The organism is Cyanobium sp. HWJ4-Hawea, assembly GCF_024345815.1.
Taxonomy (GTDB): Bacteria; Cyanobacteriota; Cyanobacteriia; order PCC-6307; family Cyanobiaceae; genus Cyanobium_A.
In genome coordinates this window covers 1-14,947 of record NZ_JAGQBV010000016.1, presented here as the reverse complement: position 1 = coordinate 14,947, position 14,947 = coordinate 1, and the positions used below count along the sequence as shown (strand labels likewise).

Annotated in this window: 16 protein-coding genes and 2 tRNA genes; 12 read left to right on the top strand and 6 right to left on the bottom strand. The window is 63.8% G+C overall.

All coding sequences use genetic code 11. The features are described from left to right. Positions 1–112 precede the first annotated feature (112 nt). Positions 113–550: an MAPEG family protein gene (locus KBY58_RS05340; RefSeq protein WP_255003328.1), complete on the top strand. Its 438-nt coding sequence runs from the start codon at positions 113–115 to the stop codon at positions 548–550. A gap of 14 nt (positions 551–564) precedes the next feature. Here KBY58_RS05340 and KBY58_RS05335 read toward each other — a convergent pair whose 3' ends face one another. Together KBY58_RS05335 and KBY58_RS05330 are read right to left on the bottom strand one after the other, a co-directional pair. Continuing rightward, positions 565–1,077 carry a DNA-protecting protein DprA gene (locus KBY58_RS05335; protein WP_254933745.1) on the bottom strand — a complete coding sequence of 171 codons (513 nt, stop codon included), beginning with the start codon at positions 1,075–1,077 and terminating at the stop codon, positions 565–567. 36 nt (positions 1,078–1,113) lie between these two features. Then, complete coding sequence (locus tag KBY58_RS05330) at positions 1,114–2,187, bottom strand: phosphotransacetylase family protein (protein ID WP_255003305.1); 1,074 nt, start codon at positions 2,185–2,187, stop codon at positions 1,114–1,116. Positions 2,188–2,358: 171 nt separating this feature from the next. Here KBY58_RS05330 and KBY58_RS05325 point away from each other — a divergent pair, with 171 nt between their 5' ends. Next, positions 2,359–3,048, top strand: coding sequence for an SDR family NAD(P)-dependent oxidoreductase (locus tag KBY58_RS05325; protein ID WP_255003304.1), 690 nt, complete (start codon positions 2,359–2,361; stop codon positions 3,046–3,048). Between the two features lie 4 nt (positions 3,049–3,052). Here KBY58_RS05325 and map read toward each other — a convergent pair whose 3' ends face one another. Then, positions 3,053–3,913, bottom strand: a complete 861-nt coding sequence (gene map / locus KBY58_RS05320) for a type I methionyl aminopeptidase (RefSeq protein WP_254933748.1) — start codon at positions 3,911–3,913, stop codon at positions 3,053–3,055. A 131-nt stretch (positions 3,914–4,044) separates the two neighbouring features. Between map and rplS the strand changes: the two genes are divergently transcribed. The 5 genes from rplS (at position 4,045) to gltX (ending at position 6,561) form a co-directional block, all read left to right on the top strand. Further along, positions 4,045–4,542, top strand: a complete 498-nt coding sequence (gene rplS / locus KBY58_RS05315) for a 50S ribosomal protein L19 (RefSeq protein ID WP_255003303.1) — start codon at positions 4,045–4,047, stop codon at positions 4,540–4,542. A gap of 62 nt (positions 4,543–4,604) precedes the next feature. Continuing rightward, positions 4,605–4,677 (top strand) — tRNA-Trp (locus KBY58_RS05310). 36 nt (positions 4,678–4,713) lie between these two features. Continuing rightward, complete coding sequence (locus KBY58_RS05305) at positions 4,714–4,902, top strand: hyperconserved protein Hcp (RefSeq protein WP_006043540.1); 189 nt, start codon at positions 4,714–4,716, stop codon at positions 4,900–4,902. Between the two features lie 118 nt (positions 4,903–5,020). Beyond that, positions 5,021–5,094, top strand: a tRNA-Asp gene (locus tag KBY58_RS05300). A 24-nt stretch (positions 5,095–5,118) separates the two neighbouring features. Next, positions 5,119–6,561 carry a glutamate--tRNA ligase gene (gltX, locus tag KBY58_RS05295; protein WP_255003302.1) on the top strand — a complete coding sequence of 481 codons (1,443 nt, stop codon included), beginning with the start codon at positions 5,119–5,121 and terminating at the stop codon, positions 6,559–6,561. On the opposite strand, the gene KBY58_RS05290 is transcribed toward gltX, so the two are convergent. After that, positions 6,493–7,746, bottom strand: a complete 1,254-nt coding sequence (locus KBY58_RS05290; protein WP_255003301.1) for a cation:proton antiporter — start codon at positions 7,744–7,746, stop codon at positions 6,493–6,495. The genes gltX and KBY58_RS05290 overlap by 69 nt on opposite strands. Positions 7,747–7,901: 155 nt before the next feature. On the opposite strand from KBY58_RS05290, the gene polA reads away from it, so the two are divergent. From polA to KBY58_RS05270, 4 genes are all read left to right on the top strand, one after another. Then, on the top strand, positions 7,902–10,895 hold the full coding sequence (gene polA, locus KBY58_RS05285; RefSeq protein WP_255003300.1) for a DNA polymerase I: 2,994 nt from the start codon (positions 7,902–7,904) through the stop codon (positions 10,893–10,895). After that, entirely contained in the window at positions 10,892–12,385 is a 1,494-nt protein-coding gene (gene cysS / locus KBY58_RS05280) for a cysteine--tRNA ligase (protein WP_255003299.1), read from the top strand. The genes polA and cysS overlap by 4 nt, the downstream gene beginning before the upstream one ends. Before the next feature lie 71 nt (positions 12,386–12,456). After that, complete coding sequence (locus KBY58_RS05275) at positions 12,457–12,702, top strand: type II toxin-antitoxin system Phd/YefM family antitoxin (protein ID WP_254933754.1); 246 nt, start codon at positions 12,457–12,459, stop codon at positions 12,700–12,702. Then, on the top strand, positions 12,703–13,113 hold the full coding sequence (locus KBY58_RS05270) for a type II toxin-antitoxin system VapC family toxin (RefSeq protein ID WP_255003298.1): 411 nt from the start codon (positions 12,703–12,705) through the stop codon (positions 13,111–13,113). 22 nt (positions 13,114–13,135) lie between these two features. On the opposite strand, the gene KBY58_RS05265 is transcribed toward KBY58_RS05270, so the two are convergent. Further along, entirely contained in the window at positions 13,136–13,369 is a 234-nt protein-coding gene (locus KBY58_RS05265; protein ID WP_254933756.1) for a hypothetical protein, read from the bottom strand. A gap of 46 nt (positions 13,370–13,415) precedes the next feature. Next, entirely contained in the window at positions 13,416–14,054 is a 639-nt protein-coding gene (locus KBY58_RS05260) for an RluA family pseudouridine synthase (protein WP_255003297.1), read from the bottom strand. A 60-nt stretch (positions 14,055–14,114) separates the two neighbouring features. On the opposite strand from KBY58_RS05260, the gene dxr reads away from it, so the two are divergent. Next, positions 14,115–14,947: 1-deoxy-D-xylulose-5-phosphate reductoisomerase (gene dxr, locus KBY58_RS05255; RefSeq protein WP_255003296.1), on the top strand; the 833-nt coding region annotated here is incomplete at its 3' end.

Below are 14,947 nucleotides of genomic sequence, written 5' to 3'. Positions count from 1 at the left end.
TTGCCTTGTGCGCTATGCCAACATCATCGAAGGAATAGGTATCGGCCATCGCGGCTCTCACATCCGGGTATGGGCCCAGCCTAGAAAAGAGCCCAACAAGCCCTTGCAAGCCATGGAAAACATCGCCCTAGCCCCCTATGCCTGGTCCCTGGTGCTGGCGGGGGCAGTGGTTGTTTTGAGCGTGGTGCCCCTGGGCGCTGGCCGCTCCAAGGCCGATTTCAGCATGGCTGATTTGGCCGCCCCCAGGGCGATGTTTGAGCGGCTGCCCGCCTGGGGGAAACGGGCCGCCTGGGCCCACCAAAACAGCTTTGAGGCCTTCGGCCTGCATGCGCCTGCCTGCCTGCTCTGCCTAGTGGCCGGGCCGAATTCGCCCATTGCCAGCGATGCCATCACCATGGCCGCCGCCTGGATTCACCCGGCCCTAAGGCTGGTGTACATCGGTGCCTACGTGGGCAATGTGCCCCCCCTGCGGGGCATGTGCTGGGCCGGTGGCCTGCTCTGCACTGGCCTGCTCTACGTGGGGGGCCTGAGGGCCCTACTGGCGGGCTAGGGCTATCTCGGCCCTCAGTCGAAGAAGAGCAGGGTCACCACCTTGCCCATGTCTTCGGCGGAGCGGCAACTGGCCAAGAGGGTTTCGCTGTCGTGGAAGGCGTAGCAAATCAACTGGTCACACCTGCTGATGATGTCCTGGTTGCAGAGGCTGCTGGCTATCGGCAGGGGCAGGTCGTCGTGTTCGGGCTTCTCCACTAGGTGGAGCACCTTTTCCAGCTGGTCGCGGGATTCCCCAGGCTGGCGGTCGAGACTTTGGGGCAACAGAACCGTCAGCCGGCTGGGCTCCACATCGAGCACGCTGCGGATTACGGCTGAATTGACCCCCTGGGCGCCGGAGGTCATCAGGTTGTGACCCTCCTGGGCCAGGGAGCGGGCCACCAGTTCCACAAGGTGAATCGCCACCACGGGCACATGGCGACTGCCAAGAATCGCAATGCGGCGCTTGCCCCGGTCCTGGAGCATGGCCAGCTCTTGGGCCAGGGTATCGATCCGCTCAAGTCCCGGAAGATCTATGGATCGGGTCACCAATAGACCGCAGTCTGCCCCTTGAAACTAGCAGTCTCAGGCAGCTTTTGCGCCCAGCCCCAGCTGGCCAAACAGGGGCGAGAAATCACAGTGCTCCTCCACTAGGCGGAAGGCATAGGTGGCCTTGACAGCCTCATTGAGCCGCACGTGGCCAAAGGCATGCTCGATCACCTCCACGGTTGTGAGGGTGTCGTGGTCGACCTTGAGCAGGGGCACCTCCAGCTCCTCTGCCCGATTCAGTAACTGGGGCAAGGGATCACCAGCACCGGTGAGGATCAGGCACTGGGTGGAGGCCTCGAGGGCCGCCAATTGAATATCCGTGCGATCTGCACCGGTAACCACGGCCATGTTGCGGCGGCGGCGGAAAAATTCCATGGCCGAATTCACATTCATCGCCCCAATCGAGAGGGTTTCGACCAGCAGATCCAAGCGATCACTGCAACAGAGCACCTCCGCCTGCAGGCGCCGGGCCAACTCCTCCACCGTGACGCTGCGCAGCAGGGGGCTGCGGGGCATCACGCCCAGCACGGCCAAACCCAACCGCCCCAGGGCCGGCACCACCTCCTGGCGCAGGGCCGCCACCCCATCGGGATCAACCCCGTTGAGCACAACCCCCGCCAGGCGGCTGCCCAGCTGGGCCTGGGCGGCCAGAAGCGCCTCGACGCTGGAGCTGTCAGTCCAGGGATGCACCAGCAACACCGGAGCATCGAGCCCCTCTGCCAACTGGGCCAGACCCAGGCCAAACAGAAGGCCCTCGTGCAAACTTCCCGCCGCCTCCAGCAGGGTCAAACCGGAAGGGGCAGCTTGAAGCTGCTGACGCAGGGCCGCAAAGCCCGCCCCCGCTTCCAGGTTTGCCGCGATCAGGCGCTGGTGGGCGCTAGTCGGTCCCAATTCGTGCAGGGAGGCGATCAGTTGGCCCTCACCCAGCCCGAGGGTGGTGCCCAGAAAGCTCACATCGGGATCCAGCAGGCCGCCACCGTTGGCCGCAGCCAGGGGCTTGCCAAACCTGACCTCCACCCCCTGCTGCCGCAGCTGGCGGGCCAGCCCCAGCACCACCGCCGACTTGCCGCTGTAGGGCTCACAGGATCCAACCAGCAAGGTGGGCGCCATCTCTCGATCTCGCTGGGCTGTTAGGTGGCCGGCAATTTAGGCGCAGCTGGCACCAAAACGCCTGGGGCAGCAAGGCCGCCCAGAAACCGTTGGAGGTCATGTAAGCCTGAGCGCAGCTTCCATACTGGTTTGTCGCAATTTGGTTCATCGGCGGCTGGTTTAGCCCCAACCGTGGCGATTACGGGCGCCAGCGGTGCCCTGGGCCAGGCCCTACTGCGGGCCTGGCATCGCCGGGGCGCCCAACTAGTTGCCCTAACTAGCAGTGACAAGCCCCTGGAGATTTGCGATCAAAAGGGGATGGCCATTCCCCTTAGGCAGGTGAGCTGGCAGGTGGGCAAGGAGGAGCAGCTGGCTCCCCTGCTGGCAGCGGTCGATGTGCTCGTTTTGAACCACGGAATAAATAGCCATCAAGATCGCAGCCAGGCAGCCACCGCCAGGTGCTTGGAGGTAAACGCTTTGAGCAGCTGGCGCCTGGCCGAACTAATGGCGACCACGGCCAAAAAACCTGGCAAGGAGATTTGGATCAACACCTCAGAGGCGGAAATCCAGCCGGCCGCCAGTCCGCTCTACGAAATTAGCAAGCGCCTTTTGGGTCACCTGATCAGCCTGAGGGCCCTCGATTGGCAGTCAGGCGCCCAACCACTGCGCATCCGCCGGCTGGTCTTAGGTCCATTTCGATCCAACCTGAACCCAATTGGGGTGATGGGGGCAGATTTCGTCGCCAATCAGATACTCAACCAGGCGAATTGGGGCTACAACCTAATAATTGTGACCCCCAACCCCCTCACCTATCTGTTGATGCCAATCGCCACTGTGGGCCGCTGGCTTTACAACTCCGTATTCACAAAATCAAGTTTTTAAGCGCCTAAAAATCGCGGTCAGTGAGGATTTCGCAGCCATCACTGGTGACGGCGACGGTGTGCTCCCACTGGGCCGAAAGGCTGCCATCCTTGGTTACCACGGTCCAGCGATCCTTGAGGGTGCGACAGGCCTTGCTGCCCGCATTGAGGATCGGCTCCACCGCCAGGGTCATGCCGGACCGGAGGGTCATGTTGGGCAGGTCGCGGGTGCGGAAATTAAATACGGAGGGCTCCTCATGGAGGTTGCGGCCCACCCCGTGGCCCGTGTAGTCCTCCACCACCGCATAGCCATGGGCCTCCACATGGTCTTGAACGGCACCGGCGATGTCGAGCAGGGTGTTGCCCGCCTTGATCTTGGCCAAGCCCTTCATCAAGGATTCCTGGGCCACCCGGCTGAGGCGCTGGGCCTCCTCACTGGCCCCTTCCCCCACACAAATACTGATGCAGCTATCGCCGTGGTAGCCATCGAAATAGGCACCTGTGTCCACCTTCACCAGGTCGCCGGCCTTGATCACCCGCTTGCTGTTGGGAATGCCATGAACCACTTCGTTGTTGATGCTGGCGCAGATGCTGGCGGGGAAGCCGTGGTACCCCATGAAGCTTGGGGTTGCCCCCATCTCCCGGATCCGGCGCTCGGCATGGCGATCCAGGTCGCCGGTGGTCATCCCAGGGGCAGCGAGGTCCATAATTTCGCGCAACACCGTGGCGACGATGCGACTGGCCCGGCGCATGGTTTCCAGCTCGCGGGCCGATTTGATCTCCACACCGCGGCGGCCCTTTTGGATGCGGGGGCCCGTTTCCAAAGCTTGGGCTTGGGGGGCCTTGCGCTCCTTAGTGCTCGCCAGCAGGTCGGCAAAGAGGTTCATGCGGCCGCCAGCTATCAGCGTTTCAAGAGCTTTCAAGCTACCAACTGCGGGCCGCCCATGGGAGGGCGGCTGGGGGGAGCTGGCACTTGAGCCGGTACACTGACTCTTTGGCCAGGCGTAGCGGAGCTGAGATGGCAACGGATTCGAACGAAGTAAACGACAGCTCGGAAGTGCTGGAAGCCCCAGAAGAGGGCACTGTTCCTGCAGGAACTGCAACCGCAGAGGCCAAAACAGCTGTGGCCACTGCGGCACCAAAGCCAACCACTGGCAAGATGAGCGCCTACGAAATGATTCGCGCCTTCGAGGCCGGGCAACTCAAGAGCGGTCTACCCGAGATCTACGTGGGCGACACCGTCAAGGTGGGTGTGCGGATTCGGGAAGGCACCAAGGAGCGGGTCCAGCCCTACGAGGGCGTGGTCATAGCCAAGCGCCACGGCGGGATGAACGAGACCATCACCGTGCGCAGAATCTTCCAGGGCATTGGCGTGGAGAGGGTTTTCATGCTCCACAGCCCCCAGGTGGCGTCCGTCACCGTGGAGCGCCGCGGTAAGGTGCGCCGGGCGAAGCTCTTTTATCTGCGGGATCGGGTGGGTAAAGCCACACGGGTCAAGCAGCGCTTCGACCGCTAGGTCTCTTTTTAGGCAGACCGCCTTCCCTAAGAGTCCCTCTAGTTAACGGGGGCATCGGCATTGCGCCGTTAGTTCAGTTGGTAGAACGCAGGTCTCCAAAACCTGATGTCGGGGGTTCAAGTCCTCCACGGCGCGTTCGATGCTCCCACTTGCAGTTTCGTGGTTCCGAACATGGAGTTGGATCTACAACCCGGTGATGTGGTCAAGGTGCTCGAATCCGCTGCCCTTGGCTGGGTGCGGGCACGGGTCATCCGGGTTAAATCCGGTGGCCGCGTGGTTGTTCAAAGTGATCAGGGTCGGGAGTTCACCGCCCGGGGCAATCAGGTGCGCCTGATTGAACCGGCCGGCTTCCGCCCCTAGGCCAATTAGCCGTGGCGGCCGGTGCCACCAACCGATCCAATCGGTTGACGATGGGGCCGGCCATCGCGGATACTTCTCAAGTCGCATAGGCGACATCCACCAGGTCAAAAGCCTGCCTGGGACTGTAGTTCAACCGGTTAGAGCACCGCCCTGTCACGGCGGAAGTTGCGGGTTCGAATCCCGTCAGTCCCGTTTACAAATTTCGGAGCTAGGCAGTTGGGTGCTGGGGATTCTGCTGTTCGGGTTCGTCTTGCCCCCAGCCCCACCGGCACCCTGCACATCGGCACGGCTCGGACCGCAGTTTTCAATTGGCTGTTCGCCCGCCACCAAGGCGGCCAATTCCTGCTGAGGATTGAAGACACCGACAAGGAGCGCTCCAAGCCGGAATTCACGGAGAACATCCTCTCCGGGCTGAAATGGCTTGGCCTGCAATGGGATGGCGAGCCGGTAATCCAGAGCGAGCGCATCGCAGCCCATCGGGCAGCGATCCAGCAGCTACTCGACAGCGGCCGTGCCTACCGCTGCTACGCCACGGAACAGGAGCTCACCGCCATGCGGGAGCAGCAAGCCGCGGCCAAGCAGGCACCCCGCTACGACAACCGCCACCGCGACCTCAGCCCCGAGCAGGAGGCTGCCTTTGTGGCCGAAGGTCGCCAGGCAACGGTGCGCTTCCGCATCGACGACGGGGCCAGCATCGGCTGGACAGACCTGGTGCGGGGCGAAATGCGCTGGGCTGGCAGCGACCTCGGCGGCGACATGGTGGTGGCCCGCAGGGCTCCGGCCGATCAAATTGGCGACCCCCTCTACAACCTGGTGGTGGTCGTAGATGACGCCGCCATGGCGATCACCCACGTGATCCGCGGCGAAGACCATATCGCCAACACCGCCAAGCAACTCCTGCTGTATGGGGCCCTAGGTGCCCAGGCCCCGGTGTTTGCCCACACTCCCCTGATCCTGAATCAGGAGGGCAAAAAACTCTCCAAACGCGATGGGGTCACCTCGATCAGCGACTTCCAGGCCATGGGCTACACCGCTGAGGCCCTGGTCAACTACATGACCCTGCTGGGGTGGTCGCCGCCGGAGGGCATGGATGAGCGCTTCAGCCTGGAGCAGGCTGCCAATGCCTTTGGTTTTGAGCGGGTCAACAGGGCAGGCGCCCGCTTCGATTGGGACAAGCTCAATTGGCTCAACGGCCAGGTGTTGAAGGAGCAGGGTCCCGCTGTCCTGCTGGAACAGCTACTCCCCCTCTGGCAGGCCAAGGGCTGGGAATTAGACAAAGCAGATACCCAGTGGCAGGCGGATCTCTGTGAGTTAATAGGCCCATCGATGACCCTCTTGGCCGATGGGGTGGCCCAGGCCGAGCCATTTTTTAGTTGCCCGCCCCTCAATGAAGCCGCCCAAGTCCAGCTGGAAAGCGAGGGGGCAAAACCCGTATTGGTTGCCCTGCTAGCCCTCCTACCCCCGGGGGAGCTGGGGTCTGAACAGGCCCAAAAGCTGCTGACGGAGGCGGCGACCAGTGCTGGAGTGAAGAAAGGAGTGGTGATGAAAAGCCTGCGGGCAGCGCTGCTGGGCAGCCTTCAGGGCCCCGACCTACTGGCCACCTGGTTGCTGCTCCACCGCCTTGGCCAGGACCGGGCCCGAATCGAGCGCTGTCTCTGAATCGTCAGCCACCAGACCCAGCCGCCTTGCCAACACAGGTGCGGTGAAGCCCTGGATGCCCACGGTGAGCAGGATCGTCAAAAAGACCAGGCCCTTCAGGGCGCCAGCCCCCGGGATCCCGGCTTGATCGAGTTGTAGGGCAAACAAACTCGCCACCGCTGCCGTGACAATCCCCCTAGGGGCGATCCAACTCAGGATCAATTTTTCGCGCCAGGCCAGGGCGGGCAGGCCAATGCCACCGGCCTGGATAACTAGCCAGCGGAACAACATCAAGGCGAACACACAGGCCACCCCGCCCCAGCCCAGGGGGCTCAGTTCACTCCAGGAGAGGTCGGCCGCCAGCAGCGGAAACAGCACCGTGATCGCCAACTGGGCCAGCTGGGCAATCAGCTCGTCGAGCTGGCTGGCCTGCTCATCAAGGCGCAAACCCACCACCACCCCAGCACTTACGGCCGCGGGCAGACCCGCCTCGGGCAAAAACACCTGGACACCGCTGACCACCACAAACAGGACGCCCAGGCTGAGTTGCAACTTGAGAGCATCTGCATCGGCGGGCAGGCGCCGCAGCACCTCCACCAACAACAGCCCCCCCACGGCCCCGACCAGCACACCGCCACCAAGCCTCAGCAGCAACAGGACGGCCACGTCCTGCCAACCGCCCAGATCCCCCAGGGCCAACTGCAACAACAGCAGGGCCAGGACCGCACCAGCCGGCTCAAGAATCAGGCCCTCTGCCTCCAGCACCTTGCCCAGGCCCGGCAGCAGCCGCATCTGCTTGACCATCGGTGTGACCACCGTGGGGCCGGTGGCCAGGGCAATGGCCCCAAACACCCAGGCCAGGGGCCAGCTCAGACCCGCCAATTGGTGGGCAAACCAGGCTCCACCCAGGAGGCCGAGCACGCCACGCACCAAGACCAGTTGCACCACTGTGCGTTGGAGGTCCCGGCCGGCCAGCCTCAAATTGAGTCCGCCATCGAACAGCACCAGGCTCACCAGCAGCCCCACCAGGGGTTCCAAGCCACGGCCCAGGGATTCGGGCTGCACCCAACCGAAGCCGGCTCGACCGACCAAAAGGCCCGTAGCGAGGAGCAAAACCACCGCCGGCAAACCGCTTAGCCGGGCCAGCAATTGGGCCAGGGAGCCGGCAAAGAAGGCCTCTCCCCAGAGCAGCTCCAGGGGCTTCAAGTGGCTAAGGCCCGGGCAAGCAAAGCCCGGGGAGTAGGCCCAACCCAAATAGTGATGGGGGCATCGGGGCACATCACCAGATTTTTAGCCCCTAATTCCATGCCCTCAGGATGGCAGGCTGGGACCCACGTTGCTGCTAATAGAGCGGGCTTGCCATGCCAGGAGACAAGCCCCTGCTGCTGCTGGTGGATGGCCATTCATTGGCCTTTCGCAGTTTCTATGCCTTTGCCAAGGGGGGCGAAGGGGGCCTGGCCACCAAGACGGGCATTCCCACCAGCGTCACCTATGGCTTCCTAAAGGCCCTGCTCGAGAACTGCAAGGGCCTAACGCCCCAGGGGGTGGTGATTGCCTTCGACACCGCCGAGCCGACCTTCCGCCACGAGGCCGACGGGGCCTACAAGGCCCACCGCGACACCGCCCCCGAACACTTTTTCGAAGACCTGGGCAACCTCCAACGCATCCTTGAGGAATCCCTGGACGTGCCCCTATGCATGGCACCGGGCTTCGAGGCCGACGATGTGCTCGGCACCCTGGCGAACCGGGCTGCCGATGGCGGTTGGCGGGTGCGCATCCTTTCCGGTGACCGGGACCTTTTCCAGTTGGTTGACGACGGCCGCGACATTGCCGTGCTCTACATGGGCGGCGGCCCCTATGCAAAAAACAGTGGCCCCACCGAAATCCGCAGGGAGGGTGTGATCGCCAAGCTGGGGGTCACACCAGAGGAGGTGGTGGACCTCAAGGCCCTCACCGGCGACAGCTCCGACAACATCCCAGGGGTCAAAGGGGTGGGTCCAAAAACCGCCATCACCCTCTTGGCAGCCCACGGGAACCTCGATGGGGTGTACGGGGCCCTCGAAACCCTGCAGGCTGCTGGCCCCAAGGCCACGGATCCCAAAGGCGCCCTCAAGGGTGCCCTGGTCGACAAGCTCGCCAACGACAAGGAGAACGCCTACCGCTCGCGGATGCTGGCGGAAATCCTGATTGATATTCCCCTGCCCACTGATCCGCGGTTGGAGCTCGGCGAGGTGAAGGCTGAAGCCCTGGCCAGCCGCCTGGAGGAGCTGGAGCTGTTCAGCCTGGTGCGTCTGGTACCCAGCTTTGCGGAGATCTTTTCGGCCAATCCGCCAGAACTGGTCAGCCCGCCGGCAAAGCCGATCAGCAAGCCGGCAAAGCCGCCAGCAGCACCAGCATCAGATGCGGCGCCAGCACCAGCACCAGCCGAACAAGAATCGCCAATGCCGGTGCTGGAGCCGCAAATAATCAGCAGCCCAGGGCAGCTCGGGGCCCTGATGGAGCGCCTGATGGCCGCCACGGACCCCAGCCAACCGATCGCCCTGGACACCGAAACCACGGACCTAAACCCCTTCAAGGCCGAACTGGTGGGCCTGGGAATCTGCTGGGGCGAAGGGGCATCTGAGCTGGCCTACATCCCGATTGGCCACCATCCGCCCGCCGCCGCCGACCTACTTAGCCCGGCCCCGGAAGCGCCAGGGCAGCTACCCCTCGACCAGGTGCTCCAGGCCCTGGCCCCTTGGCTGGCCAGCAAAGCCCACCCCAAAACCCTCCAAAACGCCAAATACGACCGCCTAATCCTGATGCGCCATGGCTTGGCCTTGGCCGGGGTGGTGATGGACACCCTGCTGGCCGATTACCTGCGCGATGCCAACTCCAAACACGGCCTGGAGGCCCTGGCCGAACGCAACTTTGGCTTCATACCCACCAGCTTCACTGAACTGGTGCCCAAGGGGGCCAACTTCGCATCGGTGCCGATCGAGGCGGCGTCGCTCTATTGCGGCATGGATGGGCACCTCACCTTTCGGCTTACGGGCCTGTTGGCCTCCCAGCTGGCAGCCCAGGGCCCCCAGCTGACGAAGCTGCTGGAGCAGATCGAACTGCCCCTCGAACCGGTGCTGGCGGCGATGGAAGCCACGGGTATCCGGATCGACATTCCCTACCTGGGCGAATTGTCTGCGGAGCTATTGGGCGCCCTTACCCGCCTGGAGGCGGAGGCGAAAGCAGCGGCCGGGGTCGATTTCAACCTCGCCTCCCCCAAGCAGCTCGGGGAACTGCTGTTCGAAACCCTGGGCTTGGATCGCAAAAAATCGCGCAAAACCAAAACCGGCTTCAGCACCGATGCAGCGGTACTGGAAAAGCTTGAAGCCGACCATCCAGTGGTGGCCTTGGTGCTCGAGCACCGAACCCTCAGCAAGCTGAAAAGCACCTACGTGGATGCCCTTCCAGCCCTGGTGGAGGCCGAAACGGGGCGGGTGCACACGGATTTCAACCAGGCCGTTACGGCCACCGGCCGGCTCTCCAGCAGTAACCCCAACCTGCAGAACATTCCGATTCGCACCGAGTTTTCCCGGCGCATTCGCAAGGCCTTTTTGCCGGAGGCTGGCTGGCAGCTGATCAGCGCCGACTACTCCCAGATCGAGCTGCGCATCCTCACCCACCTATCCGGGGAGGAGGTGCTGGTGGAGGCCTACAAAGACGGCGACGACGTGCACGCCCTCACGGCCCGGCTGCTGCTCGACAAGGCAGCAGGCGAGCAGGTAAGTGCCGAGGAAAGGCGCCTTGGCAAGACGATTAACTTCGGGGTGATTTACGGCATGGGTGCCCAGCGCTTTGCCCGGGAAACCGGGGTCAGCCAAGCCCAGGCCAAGGAGTTCCTGGGGAAATACAAGCAGCGCTATCCCAAGGTTTTCGCCTATCTGGAGCTGCAGGAGCGCCTGGCCCTGAGCCGGGGCTATGTGGAAACGATCTTTGGCAGGCGCAGGCCATTTGGCTTTGATCCCACGGGCCTGGGCCGGCTGCTGGGCAAGGACCCATTGGAGATCGACCTGGAGGTGGCCCGCCGCGGCGGCATGGAGGCCCAGCAACTGCGAGCTGCAGCCAACGCCCCTATCCAGGGATCCAGCGCCGACATCATCAAGTTGGCCATGGTGCAACTGCACGACCAACTGATCGCCCGGGGCCTGCCGGCCAGGCTGCTGCTGCAGGTGCACGATGAATTGGTGCTCGAGGTCGCCCCCGAGGCCCTCGAGACCGTGCTGAGCCTCACCCGTGAAACCATGGAGCGCGCCGTCGAGCTGTCTGTGCCCCTGGTGGTGGAGACCGGCGTGGGCCCGAACTGGATGGAAGCGAAATGAGCCTGCGGTTCACCAACACCCTCAGCCGCCGCCTGGAGGAATTCCGCCCGATCGAACCGGGCCGGGTGAGCATCTACTGCTGCGGGGTCACGGTCTACGACCTCTGCCACCTGGGCCATGCCCGCAGCTACATCGCCTGGGATGTGCTGCGCCGCCACCTGATCTGGAGTGGCTTCTCGGTGACCTTCGTGCAGAACTACACGGACATCGACGACAAGATCCTCAATCGGGCCGCCCAGGAGGGCAGCTCCATGGAGGCGGTGAGTGAACGCAATATTGACGCCTTCTGTGCCGACATGGCCCAGCTCAACATCCTGCCTCCGGACCGGATGCCCAGGGCCACCCGCAGCCTGGATGCGATCAGGGCCCTAATTGGCGAGCTGGAGGCCAAGGGTGCGGCCTATTCGGCCGATGGCGACGTCTATTTCGCTGTTATGAAACACGCCGGCTACGGCAAGCTTTCCGGCCGTGATCTAGCCGAACAACAGCACAACGCCGATGGTCGGGTGGCGGATGCAGAGGAGGCCCGCAAGCAGCATCCCTTTGATTTCGCCCTGTGGAAAGGAGCCAAACCGGGGGAGCCCAGCTTCCCCTCCCCCTGGGGGCCTGGCCGTCCGGGCTGGCACATCGAGTGCTCAGCCATGGTGCGCGAGGAGCTGGGCGACACGATCGACATCCACCTGGGTGGGGCGGATTTGATCTTTCCCCACCACGAAAACGAAATTGCCCAGTCCGAGGCCGCCAGCGGCAAGCAGCTCGCCCATTACTGGCTGCACAACGGCATGGTCAATGTGGGCGGCCAAAAGATGGGCAAATCCCTTGGCAACTTCACCACGATCCGCGCCCTGCTGGAAAGCGGGGTGAGTCCGATGAACCTGCGGCTATTTGTGCTGCAGGCCCACTACCGCAAACCCCTGGATTTCACCGCCGAGGCCCTAAAGGCCGCTGCCACCGGCTGGAAGGGGCTCAATGGGGCCCTGGCCATGGCAGTTGGGGGCCCCGCCCCGCAGCAGGCGTCGCTTTCTACCGAACTGGCCGATGCCCGCAACCGTTTCCAGGCCGCCCTCGACGACGACCTCAACAGCTCCGCCGCCCTGGCCGTGTTGTTTGAACTGGCCAAACCCCTGCGCGCCATAGCCAACCGAATCGACCGGGGCGACCGGGACGCCGCCCTGCTGGTGGCGGCAGACCCCCAGCTCCAGCAGCAGGCAGCCCTGCTGGCTGAACTGGCCGATGTGCTGGGCCTAAAAGCAGAGCCATCAACGGCGGAGTCTGCGACCACGGCGGACTTTGAGTCGCCTGTGGCGGCAAACCAAGCCAGCACCACTGGCCCCAGTGAGGCCGAGATCCTTGCCTTAATCGAGCAGCGCCGTACCGCCAAGGCCGCCAAGGATTTTGCCGCTGCCGATCAAATTCGGGCCCAGCTGCAAGAAGCCGGCATCGAGCTGATCGACAAGCCCGGCGGCATCACCGACTGGCTCCGGGGCTGAGACCTGCCTGGGACTGAGCCTTCCCGGGACTGACCTGGCCAGATCAGTATCAACCTGGCTAGGCTTTAGCCATGCAGGTCAACATTCTTGAGGCCAAGAACCAGCTTTCCAAGCTGGTCAAGGCGGCCCAGGCTGGTCAAGAGGTGGTAATTGCCCAGCGTGGTGTGCCCGCTGTGCGACTGGTGGCGATCTCCCCTGCCGAACCGACGCCTGACCCGCTGGCTTGGCTGCAGGCCCACCCCCTGCCCGAGCAGCTCAGGTGTAGCCATGAAGCGATCGAAGCAAGCATTCAGACCGAGCGGCAGGGGTGGGACTGAATGGCCCTCGCTTACATCGACAGCTGCGTGGTCATTTACGCCCTGGAAGATGATCCCCGCTTTGGCAAAGCGGCCAGGGCGGCCCTAGCCGAACTGAGGCAGCAAGGCCTGCAACCGGTGATCTCTGCCCTGGTGCGGCTGGAGTGCCTGGTGCAACCCCTGGCGCTGGGCCACAGCGAAAGGCTGCATCGCTACCACGGGTTTTTGCAGCTGTTCGAATCGGTGAGGATCCAGGACAGCACCTTTGAGCTGGCCACCGAGCTGCGGGCCCAGCATCGGCTGCGAACCCCGGATGCTTTGCACCTGGCCACCGCCCTGGGCCACAACTGTCAGGCCCTAGTCACCAATGACGGCCGCCTTAAGAAAGCCTCGGGCAGTCTCGAGATCAGAGCACTCGCCCCCAGCGACTGAGCAACCGGCAGTTCAGCCACCATCAACTGGAGCGGTCCTTCATCAACCGCTCGATCTTGCGGATGCGCAGCAGGGTTGTGGCCCAGACCTCCAGCTGAAAGGCCCGCTCCTGATCCCCTTCTGCCACCGCCTGGCGACATTCGGCCACAGTGGCCTCCAGGTCGTCGCCCCGCTCAAAGGCATCCCACAGCTGGCGCTCAAGCTTGGCCCGCTCAATGAAATTCCAGCGGCGTAAAAAAGCGGGCATCTCAGCCATGGCGAGCCTGGGCCCATAGGAGACCATCAGTGTGCACCCAGCTGGTTCACCAACTGGGCAGACAGCGCAGGCGCAGCCCTTGGCCTGTGGCTGGATGGCAAAAGCCCAGGCCCAGGGCATGGAGCCTTAGCCCAGGAGCCGAATTGCCATCTCCGTAGAGGGGGTCGCCCAGCAGCGGATGGCCCAATTCAGCCATCTGCACCCGCAACTGGTGGGAGCGGCCCGTTCGCGGGGCAAGTAACACCCGGGAGAGGGGCCTGCCGGCGCCATCCACATCCAGAGCCAGCAGTCGCCAGCGGGTGATGGCGATCTTGCCGGCCGCCACCGATCCATAGCGGGGCGGACGGGTGCCAGTGCGGGCCAAGCAGCTTTCCAGCCTGCCCCCAGATCCCCGCAGATGGCCTGCCACCTCAGCCAAATAGGCCTTACGGATCTGGCGTTGGGCAAACAGGGCACTGAGCTGGCGGTGCATGGCGGCATTGGTGGCCATCAAGAGCAAACCGGAGGTGTCCCGATCCAGGCGATGCACCAAACGCCATTCCGGCCATTGCCGCTGCACCCGGCTGAGCAGGGAATCAGCCAGGTCAGGGCCCAAACCCGGCTGGCACAACAGGCCCGCCGGCTTATCAAAGGCGGCCAACCAGGGGTCTTGGTGAATCAAGCGGCCAGCCAGATCGCTAACCACAAAAGTTGGCCAGCGGCGCGAATGGGAAACTGAAACGCCGAAAGCTCTAGGGATCGCACCGTGAAAGCCATCAGCGTGCTGGGATCCACGGGCTCAATCGGCACCCAAACCCTGGAGATCGTGGACGACTTCCCCGATCGCTTCAAGGTGGTAGCCCTCACCGCAGGCAACAATCTGGATCTACTTATCAGCCAGATCCAGCGCCATGCCCCAGAGGTGGTGGCCCTGGCAGACGCCGACAAGGTGGCCGAACTGCGGCAAAGGTTGGCCGCCCTGGACCCTGAGCAAAAGCCCCGGCGCATGCCTGAGCTGCTGGGGGGCAGCGACGGACTCTGCGCTGCCGCAGCCTGGGCCACGGCCGACCTAGTGGTGACGGGCATCGTCGGTTGCGCGGGCCTGCTGCCCACCCTGGCCGCCATCCGGGCCGGCAAGGACCTGGCCCTCGCCAACAAGGAGACCCTGATCGCCGCAGGACCGGTGGTGTTGCCGGAACTGGCCAAGAGCGGTTCGCGCCTGCTGCCGGCCGATTCTGAACATTCCGCCATCTTCCAGTGCCTGCAGGGCACGCCCTATGCCGAAACGGCGCGCCTGAGCACCGGCCAGCCCACCCCGGGCCTGCGCCGGATCCAGCTCACCGCCTCCGGCGGCGCCTTCCGCGACTGGGATGCCGCCGACCTGGTCAAGGCCACCGTGGCCGATGCCACCAGCCATCCGAACTGGAGCATGGGCCGCAAAATCACGGTGGATTCGGCCTCCCTGATGAACAAGGGCCTGGAGGTGATCGAAGCCCACTACCTGTTTGGCCTCGATTACGACCACATCGAAATCGTGATTCACCCCCAATCGATCATCCACTCGATGGTCGAACTGGCCGATTCCTCGGTGCTCGGCCA

Excerpts from the sequence above, each read along its gene's own strand:
- map (WP_254933748.1), bottom strand. The coding sequence starts at position 3,913 with ATGAACCTCTTTGCCGACCTGCTGGCGAGCACTAAGGAGCGCAAGGCC.
- KBY58_RS05340 (WP_255003328.1), top strand. The coding sequence starts at position 113 with ATGGAAAACATCGCCCTAGCCCCCTATGCCTGGTCCCTGGTGCTGGCG.
- KBY58_RS05265 (WP_254933756.1), bottom strand. The coding sequence starts at position 13,369 with ATGGCTGAGATGCCCGCTTTTTTACGCCGCTGGAATTTCATTGAGCGG.
- polA (WP_255003300.1), top strand. The coding sequence starts at position 7,902 with ATGCCAGGAGACAAGCCCCTGCTGCTGCTGGTGGATGGCCATTCATTG.
- KBY58_RS05330 (WP_255003305.1), bottom strand. The coding sequence starts at position 2,187 with ATGGCGCCCACCTTGCTGGTTGGATCCTGTGAGCCCTACAGCGGCAAG.
- KBY58_RS05270 (WP_255003298.1), top strand. The coding sequence starts at position 12,703 with ATGGCCCTCGCTTACATCGACAGCTGCGTGGTCATTTACGCCCTGGAA.
- KBY58_RS05275 (WP_254933754.1), top strand. The coding sequence starts at position 12,457 with ATGCAGGTCAACATTCTTGAGGCCAAGAACCAGCTTTCCAAGCTGGTC.
- rplS (WP_255003303.1), top strand. The coding sequence starts at position 4,045 with ATGGCAACGGATTCGAACGAAGTAAACGACAGCTCGGAAGTGCTGGAA.
- KBY58_RS05305 (WP_006043540.1), top strand. The coding sequence starts at position 4,714 with ATGGAGTTGGATCTACAACCCGGTGATGTGGTCAAGGTGCTCGAATCC.
- cysS (WP_255003299.1), top strand. The coding sequence starts at position 10,892 with ATGAGCCTGCGGTTCACCAACACCCTCAGCCGCCGCCTGGAGGAATTC.